Annotated in this window: 8 protein-coding genes; 5 read left to right on the top strand and 3 right to left on the bottom strand. The window is 73.6% G+C overall.

Annotation, left to right across the window (positions count from 1 at the left end; translation table 11 throughout):
• Positions 1–99: 99 nt before the first annotated feature.
• The 3 genes from ACIHAA_RS21490 to ACIHAA_RS21480 all read left to right on the top strand — a co-directional run bounded on the left by ACIHAA_RS21490 (position 100) and on the right by ACIHAA_RS21480 (position 3,787).
• Positions 100–1,227 carry an aspartate-semialdehyde dehydrogenase gene (locus tag ACIHAA_RS21490; RefSeq protein WP_399819454.1) on the top strand — a complete coding sequence of 376 codons (1,128 nt, stop codon included), beginning with the start codon at positions 100–102 and terminating at the stop codon, positions 1,225–1,227.
• A 440-nt stretch (positions 1,228–1,667) separates the two neighbouring features.
• Complete coding sequence (locus ACIHAA_RS21485; RefSeq protein ID WP_399819452.1) at positions 1,668–2,336, top strand: SigE family RNA polymerase sigma factor; 669 nt, start codon at positions 1,668–1,670, stop codon at positions 2,334–2,336.
• Positions 2,333–3,787, top strand: coding sequence for a hypothetical protein (locus tag ACIHAA_RS21480; protein ID WP_399819450.1), 1,455 nt, complete (start codon positions 2,333–2,335; stop codon positions 3,785–3,787). The genes ACIHAA_RS21485 and ACIHAA_RS21480 overlap by 4 nt, the downstream gene beginning before the upstream one ends.
• A 176-nt stretch (positions 3,788–3,963) precedes the next feature.
• Here the strand turns inward: ACIHAA_RS21480 and ACIHAA_RS21475 are convergent, their stop codons facing one another.
• The 3 genes from ACIHAA_RS21475 to ACIHAA_RS21465 all read right to left on the bottom strand — a co-directional run bounded on the left by ACIHAA_RS21475 (position 3,964) and on the right by ACIHAA_RS21465 (position 9,132).
• Positions 3,964–4,893 (bottom strand): SURF1 family protein, encoded by a 930-nt coding sequence (locus tag ACIHAA_RS21475; protein ID WP_399819448.1) that lies wholly within the window; start codon positions 4,891–4,893, stop codon positions 3,964–3,966.
• A gap of 145 nt (positions 4,894–5,038) precedes the next feature.
• Positions 5,039–6,877 (bottom strand): prolyl oligopeptidase family serine peptidase, encoded by a 1,839-nt coding sequence (locus ACIHAA_RS21470; protein ID WP_399819446.1) that lies wholly within the window; start codon positions 6,875–6,877, stop codon positions 5,039–5,041.
• A gap of 275 nt (positions 6,878–7,152) precedes the next feature.
• A complete protein-coding gene (locus ACIHAA_RS21465) occupies positions 7,153–9,132 on the bottom strand; it encodes an NAD-binding protein (protein ID WP_399819502.1) in 1,980 nt (659 codons plus the stop codon).
• Positions 9,133–9,479: 347 nt separating this feature from the next.
• Here ACIHAA_RS21465 and ACIHAA_RS21460 point away from each other — a divergent pair, with 347 nt between their 5' ends.
• Together ACIHAA_RS21460 and ACIHAA_RS21455 are read left to right on the top strand one after the other, a co-directional pair.
• A complete protein-coding gene (locus ACIHAA_RS21460) occupies positions 9,480–10,427 on the top strand; it encodes an MIP/aquaporin family protein (protein ID WP_399819444.1) in 948 nt (315 codons plus the stop codon).
• Between the two features lie 99 nt (positions 10,428–10,526).
• Complete coding sequence (locus ACIHAA_RS21455; protein ID WP_399819442.1) at positions 10,527–11,738, top strand: amidohydrolase family protein; 1,212 nt, start codon at positions 10,527–10,529, stop codon at positions 11,736–11,738.
• Positions 11,739–11,846 lie beyond the last annotated feature (108 nt).

Here is an 11,846-nt window from a genome sequence, read left to right as displayed (position 1 = left end):
TGCGGGGTCCGGGCGCGCATGCCTTCCGGGACCCGCCCTGGCGTGCCCTCCGGGCCCTGGCCCGGCCGCGGCTCCCGTACGGCAGGCCGCGTCCCCCGTATGGCAGGCCGCGGCTCCTGCACGGCAGGCCGCGCTCCCCGGGGAGTGCCGGTGACGGCGGCGCGGACCGGGCGGCCCACGCTCGCCGTCGTGGGCGCGACCGGAGCCGCCGGCTCGGTCATGCTCCAGATCCTGTCCCAGCACGCGGACATCTGGGGCGAGATCCGGCTGATCGCCTCACCCCGCTCGGCGGGCCGCAAACTGACCGTGCGCGGCGAGGAGGTCGAGGTCGTCGCGCTCGACGAGGACGCCCTGTCCGGCGTCGACGTCGCCCTGTTCGACGTACCGGACGAGGTGGCCCGCCAGTGGGCGCCGATCGCCGTCGCCCGCGGCGCGGTCGTGGTGGACAGCTCCGGCGCCTTCCGGATGGACCCCGAAGTCCCGCTCGTCGTGCCGGAGGTCAACCCGCACGCCGCCCGGGTCCGCCCCCGCGGCATCATCGCCAACCCCCACTGCACGACCCTCGCGATGATCGTGCCGATCGGCGCCCTGCACGCCGAGTTCGGGCTGAGCGGACTGGTCGTCTCCTCGTACCAGGCCGTGAGCGGCGCGGGCCGCGCGGGCATCGACACCCTGCGGCAGCAGCTGTCCCTGGTCGCGGGCACCGAACTGGGCACCAGCCCCGGCGACGTACGGCGCGCCGTCGGCGACAACACCGGGCCCTTCCCCGAGCCGGTGGCGCTGAACGTCGTCCCCTGGGCCGGGACACCGGCCGAGGACGGCTGGTCCTCGGAGGAGATGAAGATCCGCGACGAGTCCCGCAAGGTCCTGGGCCTGCCCCGGCTGCCGGTCGCGGTCACCTGCGTCCGCGTGCCCGTCGTCACCGCGCACTCCCTCACCGTCCACGCCCGCTTCGAGGGCGAGGTTACGGTCGAGCGCGCCCGCGACATCCTCGCCACCGCCCCCGGGGTGGTCCTCTTCGACGACCCGGCCGCGGGCGAGTTCCCCACCCCCGCCGATGTGGTCGGCACCGACCCCACCTGGGTGGGCCGGGTGCGCCGCTCCCTCGACGACCCGACCGCCCTGGAACTGTTCGTCTGCGGCGACAACCTCCGCAAGGGCTCGGCACTGAACACGGCCCAGATCGCGGAGCTCGTCGCGGCGGAGCTGGGGGCTTCGGAGGGCTGAGGCGGGGGCGGCGGCGAGGTCGGCGCGGGAGCGGCCCGGCTCTCCACGCCGGGTGCCGCGCGGGAAGGTGTCCCGTCCGGCGGGAAACCCCCTGGTCGTCGGCCGAAAGATTTGTAGGATCTGTGTCGGTTCCGTGGACCGGTCGCATGATCGGAACCACGCGAGCACCACTTGAATCGGAGCCCCCGGGTGTCCGAGGATTTCCCTCCCCGCTCCGCAACCGCCTGCGGCGCGGGGAGCGTCTTTGCGGTCGCCCTGGGGGAGGGCGCGCACCATCACACATGGGGCACAGGGGAAGAGCAGGTACGCATGAGGCCACTAGACGCACGGTCCGTCGCGCTGGGGGGCGCACCCGGGCACGTGCAGACCGACCTGCTGCCCGACGAGAAGGCGATACCCGACGCGTACAACCCTCATGGGGCGGAACGTGTCCAACTGGCGTGGCAGAGGTACTCGAATTCACCGCGGTACGGGCGAGGGGCACGACCCTCCGCCCGCCCCGCCGTCCCCGCCTGTCCGGTGCGCCCGGCGGCATGCCGGTGATCGCGCCCATGCCCGCAGCGCGGCCCGCCCGCATACCCGGACAGCGCGAGAGCGCCGAGGAGACGACGGCCGCCGGCACCACGGTGGACCATCTCACCGAGACCTACCGCGCCCACTACCGCTCCCTCCTCGGGCTCGCGGCGCTCCTCCTCGACGACACCGCGTCCTGTGAGGACGTCGTCCAGGAGGCGTTCATCCGCGTCCACTCGGCCCGCAAGCGGGTCCGCGACCCGGAGAAGACCCTCGCCTATCTGCGTCAGACGGTCGTCAATCTGTCGCGTTCGGCGCTGCGCCGCCGCATCCTCGGCCTCAAGCTGCTGTCCAAGCCGATGCCGGACATGGCGAGCGCCGAGGAGGGCGCCTACGACCAGCTGGAGCGCGACTCGCTGATCCAGGCCATGAAGGGCCTCCAGCGCCGCCAGCGCGAGGTGCTGGTGCTGCGCTACTTCGCGGACATGACCGAGGCCCAGGTCGCCGAGACGCTGGGGATATCGCTGGGTTCGGTGAAGGCGTACGGTTCGCGCGGCATCGCGGCGCTGCGGGTCGCCATGGGAGCGACGGCATGAACGACCGCGCCGACCGGGACGAAACCGTCGGCCCCCGCACCCACCCCCAGCCCGACGCCCGCCCCGAGCCCGACGCCCGCCCCGAGCCCGACGCCCGCCCCGAGCCCGACGCCCGCCCCGAGCCCGACGCCCGCCCCGAGCCCGACGTACGTCCCGGGCGGGACGAGGAGTCCGGGCTGGACGAGAGGTCCGGGCTGGACGAGCGTCATGGGCAGCACGGGCGGGACGAGCGGCACGGGCGGACGGACCGGACCGGGCGAAACGAGCGGTTCGGGCCGACGGACCGGCCACGCCCGCACAAGAACGACCACGAGCAGCATGCTGGGAACGGAACTGTGAACCACCGCCCCGACGACCAGGCCCCCACGGCCCTCCGGCCGGACGGCGCCGACACCCCAGGCCCCGCAGGGTCGCCCGGGCTCGCGGAGAAGGAGAACGGGTCCGGCACCGGGCGGGACGGCTGGGAGACCGAGGGCCTCGCCCCGGACGAACGGGCGCTACGGCGCCTGCTGCACCAGGCCGTGGACGAGATCGAGCCACGCGACGGCACCCTGGACCATCTGCGGCGCGCGGTGCCCGCCCGACGGGCCCGCAAGCGGCAGGCCCTGATCGGCATGGCGGCGGCCGCCCTGTTCATCGGTACCGCGATCCCGGCCCTCGTCCATGTCTCCGACGCCACCGGCCCCGACGCCGACCCCTCCATCGCCGGGCAGGCCTCCCGGGCCCGGCAGGACCAGCGGCACGACGAGGGACCGGACGGCGGCTCCAGCGGCGCGGTCGGCTCCCACGGCACCGCCGAGGGCCGGGAATCGGGCGCCAGGCCGGGCACGGAGGGCAAGGGCAGGGGCAAGACCGGCGGAGCCACCGCCCCCACGGCCTCCGCGCCCGGCGCACCCACCTGTACGACGGCCCAGCTCGGCGGCGAGACCGCCATCGCGGGCGCCCCGGACTCCGCCGGCACGGTCTACGGCACCTTCCGCGTCGCCAATGTCTCCGCCGCGAGCTGCACGGTCCCGGGCGGCGGCAGCGTGGCTGCGGCTCCCAAGGGCGCGGCGGAACCGTCGAAGATCGACGTGGTGCAGCATGTCGCGGGCGACGCGGCGGCCGGACTGCCCGACCCGTCCCAGGAGGTCGCCTCGCTCGTGCTGAAGCCCGGCGGGGCCTACGAGGTCAAGTTCGCCTGGGTCCCCTCCGAGACCTGCCCCACCACGGGCGGCGGCAGCGACGGTCCCTCACCGGACCCCAGCCCCTCGGGCAGTCCCGGCACGGGCGGCGGCACGGCCGCCCAGGGCAGCGGGGTGGCACCCCAGCTGATGACGGAGGACGGGGTGGCCGACGGCAGCGTGATCGTCTCCCACACACCGGAGACCGGCTCCGCCCCCGCCACGGCAACCGTCTCCAACGCCTGCGCAGGCACCGTCTACCGCACCGGCATGCTCCCGGCCACCTGACCCCCCGCCCGACCGCCCCCGGCGCCTCTCGGGCCCTGCTCCGCCCCTCACCGGGCGAGGCCTGCCCACCGGTGCCGGGCGGGACGGGCGGGGCAGGCCCGCTCGCCAGTCGTCACGGGCCTCCCGTACGGACCTCTCGTACGGGCCCGCGTACGGGCCTCGCGCCCGCCCGAACCTCAGGTCGCCGCGGTCCCGGACCCGGCCCTGGACTCGCTCCCGGCGGCCGCCGCCTCGCCACCGTCGGCTGCCCCACCTGCGGCGCCCGCAGCCCCCTCGGGGGCCTTGGGAGCCGTGGCAGCCTCGGAGGCCGCGGCAGCCTTCGGAGTCTCGCTCCCGGCCCCCGGCCCCTCCATGACGAGGCCAAGCTCCGCGTCCCGCGCGTACTCCACCTCACGGCGCAGCAGGCGGAACCACATGAAGACCGTGAAGCCCGCGAAGACGAACCACTCGCCCGTGTAGCCGAGATTCTGGAAGGCCTTGAGATCCAGCCCGGTCCCCTGGGGTGCCGTCGCCGGTACCGCCTTCATGCCGCTGTCGGCCTTGTCGAGCGTGACCCAGGCGTCGTAGAGGCGGTAGGGCACGAGGTTCACCAGGGACGCCGCGCTGATCGCGGCGGTCTGATCGGGGGGGAGCCCCCCGCCCCCACCCACCCCGTTCCCCCCCGGACTTTCCGATGCCTGCAAGGCACCCGTGACGGTGACCTCGCCGGTCGGCGCGGCCGGTGCCTTCGCACGGTTCGCGTCGCCCGGCAGCCAGCCCCGCACGACGGGCAGGGCCCTGCCCCCGTCGGTGCGCAGCAGTGTCAGGACGTAGAAGCCCTGCCTGCCGTCCAGCTCCCGGTCCGGCACCAGCAGCTGCGTGCCGTAGCGGCCGGTGGCCGTGGCCCGCTTGCCGGACGTGTTCTTGTCGACCGGCAGCAGTTCCTGAAGGGGCCGGGCCGCCTCCGTGCGGGCCGCCGAGGCCTGTCGGCTCGCCTGCTCCTGCTCATGGACCCGGGACTCGAACCGGCCCAGCTGCCACGACCCCATGAAGATGCAGAAGGGGACGGCCAACAGCACGAAGACGTTGATCCCCCACCAGCGGGGTGTCAGCAGAAAGCGGTACACGCCCTCCACGGTACGGTGCCGCCCTCCCCGACCCGTCCGTGGGGCCCGGCGGACGGGGACGCGCGCCCCCGTACGCCGGGCGGGTCATACGCACCCGCCCCGGCCCACGTCCTCCCGCCCCTGTCCCTCCCCCCCTCTCCGGATGTCACTTCGCCAGATGGCGCTCCGCGAAGTCCAGCTCCAGCCGCACCTGCTTGATCCGCTCGTCGACCACCAGGGAGCCGTGTCCCGCGTCATAGCGGTACACCTCGTGCACCGCGCCCCGGGCGGTGAGCCGGTCCACATAGTTCTCGACCTGGCGGATCGGGCAGCGCGGGTCGTTCACCCCTGCCGAGATGTAGACCGGGGCCTTCACCGCGTCCACGTAGGTCAGCGGTGACGACGCCTCGAACCGCTCCGGTACCTCCTCGGGGGTGCCCCCGAGCAGCGTCCGGTCCATGGCCTTCAGCGTTTCCATCTCGTCGTGGTACGCCGTCACATAGTCCGCGACCGGTACCGCCGCGATGCCGATCGTCCATGCGTCCGGCTGGGTGCCGACTCCGAGCAGGGTCAGATAGCCGCCCCAGGAGCCGCCGGTCAGGACCAGCCGCTCCGGGTCCGCGAGCCCGGACGACACCGCCCAGTCCCGCACCGCCGCGATGTCCTCCAGCTCGATCAGCCCCACCCGGTGCTTCAGGGCGTCCGTCCACTCGCGCCCGTAGCCCGTCGAGCCCCGGTAGTTGACCCGCACCACCGCGTACCCGTGGTCCACCCAGGCCGCCGGGCCCGCCGCGAACGAGTCGCTGTCGTGCCAGGTGGGGCCGCCGTGGATGTCGAACACCGTCGGCAGCGGCCCGGTCGCCCCGGCCGGCTTCTGCACCAGGGCGTGGATGCGGCCGCCCGGGCCCTCCACCCACACGTCCTCCACCGGGACCGACCCGGGTGACTTCATCCCGGGCGGATCCAGCACGACCCGGCCCGTCGTGGACCGCACCACCGGCGGCTCGGCCGCCGACGACCACAGGTACTCCACGGTCCCGTCGGGGCGGGCCGTCGCCCCCGACACGGAGCCGGGCGGTGTCGGGACCCGGACCAGCTCGCGCGTCGCCAGGTCGTACCGCAGGAGTTCGCTGCGGGCCTCGAAGCTGTGCGCGATCAGCAGCGCGGAGCCGTCCGGGTACCACTCCGCTGCCACATCGCCCGGCAGCTCCAGGGCGAGGTCGGTCTCCTCGCCCGAGGAGACGTCCCACACCAGCGGTTCCCACCGGCCGCGCCGCTGGTGCCCGACCAGCAGCCGGGTGTCCCCGTCGACCGGTGCGAAGCCCAGCGACTCCAGGCCCAGCTCGACCCGGCCGCCCTTGGTGTCGTCCAGCTCCGCCACCGTGGCGCCGTCCGCCCGCAGCACCCGCAGGGCCGAGTGCATCGCGTCGCCGTGCTCGGTGTGCTCCACGGCGATCAGCGAGCCGTCGTGCGAGAGACCGCCCACTCCGGCCGACTCGCGGTGCCGGTACAGCTCGACGGGGGACTCACCGGTCCGCACCAGATGGACCGTCGAGCCGTCCTCGTCGGTCGAGCGGCCCACGACCGCCGTCCGCCCGTCCCGTCCGATCGCCAGTCCCGCCGGGTAGGACGGCTCCAGGCCGGGAGCTGCGGGCTCGTCGGGCCCGGACCGCGCCGCCGAGGGGTCCTGTGTGAACCGCTGGCGTCTCCAGATGCCGAACTCGTCCCCGTCGGTGTCGTCGAACCACCAGATCCACTCGCCGTCCGGTGAGAGCAGCCCGTCCGTCGTACCGTTCGGCCGGTCCGTGACCTGGCGCTGCTCGCCCGTGTCGCGGTCCCACGCGTACAGCTCGTAGGTCCCCGTGGCGTTGGAGACGAACAACGCGCGATGCGGCGCGTCCTCCGCCCAGTCCGGCAGTGACACCCGTGGCGCCCGGAAGCGCTTCTCCCAGTCCGGCATGTTCTCGCCGCGCTCGGGCGAGGTGGGGCCGTTGCTCTCAGTCATGGCCCCATAGTGCCTGGCTCGGGGCACATCGTGCGGGGGAGGTCCTCAGCCTGTGGAAAACTCTTCGCCACAAGCCCCTGACCAGCCACGACCGCGCCGCCCGCCCGCCATGCCGCCAGCCCGCCGCGCCGCCAGCCCACCGGGTCGCCCGCCCACCTGCCGCGCCGCTAGCCCGCCATGCCGCCAGCCAGGCCAGCGAGTCCGCCGCCCGCCCGCCGCGCCACCCGCCCGCCATGCCGCCCCGCCCATCGCGCCGCCCGCCGCGCCGCGCCGCCCTACACCCCCGCAGCCCCCTCCCCCCGCCGTCGCCCCAGGAGTTCGGCCAGGCCGCGGCGGGTCGCGGCCAGGACCACCCGGTCCTCGGGGCGCAGGACGTAGGTGGACGGCAGGTCCCAGACCAGGCCCGAGGGGCGGCCCGGGGCGCCCGCGTCGGGGTCCGGGGCCGGGGTCCGGGCGCCGGGTGCCGCCGTGTCCAGGGCGAGGACGCGCCAGGCGCCCGCCCGGAAGGCCTGCGCGACCGTCCGCCCCTCCAGCTGCGGATGACCGGCCACGTTCACCGCGGCGAACAGCAGCACCCGGCGTTCCACGGGGATCGCCCCCAGGATCTGCCGCCCCAGCATGGCCCCGGCGAAGGCGGGCGCCGCCAGGTGCGACACGCTGCGACTGCGGGTCAGGGCGTGCGGGTGGGCGGCGCGCAGGGTGCGGTAGACCGCGGTCGCGAAGTCGTCGTCGTACAGGCGCAGGACGACCCGCAGATCGGGCCGCACGGACCGGGCGTACAGGACGGCTTCGAGGTTGGTGGTGTCGGCGCTGGTGAGGGCGAGCAGTGCGTGCGCGCGGTGGATCTTGGCGGCCTCCAGGACGCCTTCCTCCGTCACATTGCCGAGCACGACCGGCACCCGAAGCCGCCGGGCCGTCGCAAGGCCCCGGGCCTCCGGATCGCCCTCCACGCACACCACGGGAATCCTCAGTTCCCGCAGCCGGGTCAGCACCCGGGTGCCGATCTTGCCGACGCCGAGCAGCACCACATGGCCGGACAGTCCCCGTGGCGGCTTGCGCAGGGCGGTCCCGCTGCGGAAGGTGCCGAGCGCCTCCAGGACGGCCGCCACCAGCACCGGCAGCAGCAGCAGGCCGACCAGCCCGGAGAGGAGCTGGAGGATCTGCCGTCCGGCGGGCTGGCCGATGGCCGGGTCGTTGATCGCGAACAGGTCGAGCAGCGTCAAGTAGGTGGCGCGCAGCGGGGGTTCCCCGGTGACCGCCATCGACGCGACGGCCAGCGCGACGACACAGCCGACGATTCCCGCGAAGGACCAGCGCAGCCGCCGTGACAGCAGGGAGCCCAGGGGGACGACGCTGCGTCCGGCGGAGAGCGCGGGACCCGCGTAGGAGACGTTCTCCAGGACGACGGTGCCGCGCCCGGTGGCGGCGGCGACCGCCCGTTCGTCTGGGAGGAGTTGGGGTCCCTGCTCGCCGCTGCCCTCGGAGCCGTCGGCGCCCGCGGGGTCGTTGGCCGTCGCCGACAGCAGGGCCAGGGTGCACAGCCCGGGGTCGGCGACCTCGCCGGGCCGGGGCGGCGGGCGTTCCACGGCGCGCAGCATCAGCCCGTCGGTCTGCACCACCTTGGTGGTGCCGGCGACGGCGGTCGCGGCCAGTGCGGGCGCGGCGGTGTCGGCGTCGGACAGGACGGTCGTGGACGTGTCGAACCCTCCGGCCTCCCCGTCGCTCCCGCCCAGGGCCAGCGCCGCCGCCTGGTCGAGGAGTGCCTCTATGTGCTGCCCGAGCCGCCGGTTGTAGAGGCGCAGCACCAGCCGGATGCGGGGGTTGAGGCGGCGGGCGGTGAGGGCGGCGCGGATGTTGGTCTCGTCGTCGTCGTAGACGAGCGCGAGGGCCCTCGCCCGCTCCACCCCGGCCTCGGCGAGTACGGATTCGGACGCCTCCGACGCCTCCAACACCCGTACGTCGCCGGGTGGGTGCGGCGCACGGGCGGTCCCGGCACCCGGGCCACGGCCGTCGGCGCCGCTGCCGCTGCCGCTGCCGCCGTTGCCGGTTCCGGTGGTGGTGTTGCCGTTGCCCGCCGCGCGGGTGACGGCGGCGGAGACCCGGTCGAGCAGCCCGGAGGCGCGGGCGCGACCCACCACCGGCTGCCGGGCGACCCGGGTGGCGGGCGGCACGACAAGGGCCACCTGCTCGCCGTACACCCCGCGCAACTCGGCCGCCAGCCGATGCGCGAGCCCGTCGTCGCCGCACACCACCATGTGCGCGACCGTGTCCCCCGACCCGTTCTGCTGCGGAACGCCTGCCACGGGGGAAAGACTGCCGCACCGGCGGGCCGGTTCCACAGGGGGGTGCCGGTAGCGGGGATTCCGGGGCGCGGGGCGGTACGGCTCCGGGAGGGGCCGCCGTCCGGACCGGGCGGCGCCCGGATCCCGTACCCGCGGTGTCATCCGAACGGGTCATCGTGGTGGACGCGACGGCAATTCGTGAATTCGTCCGCCATACTCAGGGTGTTCCCTGCTGAGTGCACGTTCCAGTATCCGAATACGCGGGCCCGGACGGATGGCAGCGGCTCCACGGGCCGGACCATTCCCTGAGGGGGCTCATCGTGGCCGTGGAAATTCCGCCCCTGCTGAAAACCTCCCGACTCAGGATGCGAGGGGGCCTCTTCGGTGAATGCCTCGCGGAATTCCTGGGGACCTTTGTCCTGGTGTCCTTCGGGGCGGGCGTGGTGGCCATGGCGGTCGCCGCGCTCCCCGGATCGGGCCGTACGGTGGGGCCCACCACCTTCTTCCTGGGGGCCGGTGACTGGCTGCTGGTCACCTGGGGCTGGGCGCTCGCCGTCACCTTCGGCGTCTATGTGGCGGGCGGAGTCAGCGGCGCCCACCTCAATCCGGCGATCACCCTCGCTTTCGCGACGCGCCGCGGTTTCCCCTGGCGCAAGGTGATTCCGTACATGGCGTCGCAATTGGTGGGCGCATTCACCGGCGCCGCACTGGTGTACGCCGTCTACCACGACGCGATCAACACCTTCGACCGGGTCGCGGCGGGCCAGAAGGTCAACGGGCACACCCTGGCCACCTTTTCCATCTTCGCCACGTTCCCCGCGCCGTACTACCACAGCGGAATGTGGGGCCCGCTCATCGACCAGATCGTCGGCACGGCCTTTCTTGCCATGTTCATCGTGGCCGTCGTCGATCTGCGCAACACGGCCGTCAAGGCCAATCTGGGCCCTTGGGTGATCGGCCTCGCGGTCGCCGCCATCGGCATGTCCTACGGTGCGAACGCGGGCTATGCCATCAACCCGGCCCGGGACTTCGGCCCCCGCCTGTTCACCTGGCTCGCGGGCTGGCAGGGCATCGCACTGCCCGGCACCCTCGCGGGCTCCTTCAGCAACTACTTCTGGGTCCCCATCGTCGGCCCGCTCATCGGCGGCGTCCTCGGCGTCCTCCTCTACGACCTCTTCATCGGCGACGTCCTGCACGCCCGGCTGCGACTGTCCGAAGGTCCCGAAGCCGGCCGCACCCGCCCCGAGACGGACCCCGGCGGGACGTGACCTGCCCCGCCCGGCCCGGGGGCGGCGACGCCCTTGCCGGGCCCCCGGGTCCCCTCTACCGTAAAACTGACGCATCGTCAGATCAGGAGGGGAGCAGCAGTGGGAGCGGACGGCAGCACAACCGACCTGCCCCGGGTCATCAGCGTGGACGACCATGTGATCGAGCCCGCACACCTCTTCGGGACATGGCTCCCGGCCAAATACCGGGACCGGGGGCCGAAGCCCCTCACCGCAGGCATCGGGGAACTCCGGTACATCGGCGGCAAGTACCGGTTCACCACCGACCCCGAGGGCCAGATCACCGACTGGTGGGAGTACGAGGGCCGGCTCTTCCCGTACAAGCGCATCATCGCCGCCGTCGGCTTCTCCCGGGACGAGATGACCCTCGACGGCATCACCCGGGAGCAGATGCGCCGCGGCTGCTGGGACCCCAAGGCCCGGCTCGACGACATGGACCTCAACCATGTCGAGGCATCCCTCTGCTTCCCCACCTTCCCGCGCTTCTGCGGGCAGACCTTCGCCGAGGCCGAGGACAAGGAGGTCGCGCTCGCCTGCGTCCGCGCCTACAACGACTGGATGGTCGAGGAGTGGTGCGGCGACAGCGGAGGGCGTCTGATCCCGCTGTGCCTGATCCCGCTGTGGGACATCGGCCTGGCCGTCGACGAGATCCGGCGCAACGCCGCCCGCGGTGTGCGGGCCGTGACCTTCAGCGAGATCCCGACCTATCTGGGGCTGCCCTCGATCCACTCCGGCTACTGGGACCCGTTCTTCGCGGCGTGCGAGGAGACCGGGACCGTGGTCAACATGCACATCGGGTCCTCCTCGCAGATGCCCGCCGCCTCCCCCGACGCCCCGCCCGCCGTCCAGGCGTCGCTGAGCTTCAACAACGCCATGGCGTCGATGATGGACTTCCTCTTCTCCGGGGTCCTGGTGAAGTTCCCCCGGCTCAAGCTCGCCTACAGCGAGGGGCAGATGGGCTGGATCCCGTACGCGCTGGAACGCGCCGACGACGTGTGGGAGGAGCACCGGGCCTGGGGCGGGGTCAAGGACCTGATCCCGGAGCCCCCGTCGACGTACTACTACCGGCAGATGTTCTGCTGCTTCTTCCGCGACCGGCACGGCATCGAGGCCATCGACACCGTCGGCGTGGACAACGCGACCTTCGAGACCGACTACCCGCACGTCGACTCGACCTGGCCGCACACCAAGCAGGTCGCGGCCGAGCATGTGGCCGGGCTGTCCGACGAGGTGACGTACAAACTGCTGCGCGGCAACGCCATCCGGATGCTGGAGCTGCCCTTCGACCGGTGACCCCGGCGCCGCCCCGTCCCGTCCCGGGGCATGGAAAGACCCGACCGCTGGCGACGGGGGATGCACCAGCGATCGGGCTGTGGCCAAGAGTAACAACGCTGCTCGGGC

Source organism: Streptomyces sp. NPDC052040 (genome assembly GCF_044548405.1).
Classification (GTDB): Bacteria; Actinomycetota; Actinomycetes; order Streptomycetales; family Streptomycetaceae; genus Streptomyces.
This window is presented reverse-complemented; position numbering and strand designations above follow the sequence as displayed.